Origin of the sequence: Neisseria sp. HMSC068C04 (assembly GCF_001810105.1) — a bacterium.
Taxonomy (GTDB): Bacteria; Pseudomonadota; Gammaproteobacteria; order Burkholderiales; family Neisseriaceae; genus Neisseria; species Neisseria flavescens_B.
In genome coordinates this window covers 1-858 of the sequence record NZ_KV799981.1, presented here as the reverse complement: position 1 = coordinate 858, position 858 = coordinate 1, and the positions used below count along the sequence as shown (strand labels likewise).

The following is an 858-nucleotide window of genomic DNA, read 5'->3' as shown; positions in this document are numbered from 1 at the left end:
TCTTCACGTTTGGTACCACGCAGCAATACGCCTACGTTGTCACCAGCTTGACCTTCGTCCAGCAGTTTGCGGAACATTTCAACGCCGGTACAAGTGGTTTTTTGGGTTTCTTTCAGACCTACGATTTCGATCTCGTCACCAACGTGGATGATACCGCGCTCTACACGACCGGTTACTACTGTACCACGGCCAGAGATAGAGAATACGTCTTCGATAGGCAACAAGAAGGGTTTGTCCACAGCACGCTCAGGTGTTGGGATGTAGCTGTCCAGAGCAGCAGCCAATTCGAAGATTTTTTCTTCGTAACCAGCGTCACCTTCCAAAGCTTTCAGTGCGGAACCTTGTACGATTGGGCAGTCGTCGCCTGGGAAGTCGTAGCTTGACAACAGGTCACGGATTTCCATTTCAACCAGTTCCAACAGCTCGGCATCGTCAACCATGTCGCATTTGTTCATGAATACGATGATGTAAGGTACACCTACTTGGCGAGCCAACAGGATGTGTTCGCGAGTTTGAGGCATAGGACCGTCAGCTGCGGAACATACCAAGATCGCGCCGTCCATTTGGGCAGCACCGGTAATCATGTTTTTAACGTAGTCGGCGTGGCCCGGGCAGTCTACGTGCGCGTAGTGACGGGTTTCAGTTTCGTATTCTACGTGTGAGGTATTAATGGTAATACCACGAGCTTTTTCTTCAGGAGCGTTGTCGATTTGGTCGTAAGCTTTTGCAGCGCCACCGAATTTTTTAGCCAAAATAGTAGTCAAAGCAGCAGTCAGAGTGGTTTTACCATGGTCAACGTGACCGATGGTGCCAACGTTTACGTGCGGTTTGCTACGTTCAAATTTTTCCTTAGCCATG

General features: G+C 49.5%; 1 protein-coding gene. It reads right to left on the bottom strand.

Annotated elements, in window-relative coordinates:
- On the bottom strand, positions 1–857 hold an 857-nt coding region (gene tuf / locus HMPREF2700_RS08915), incomplete at its 3' end, for an elongation factor Tu (RefSeq protein WP_070591625.1).
- Between the last annotated feature and the right edge of the window lies 1 nt (position 858).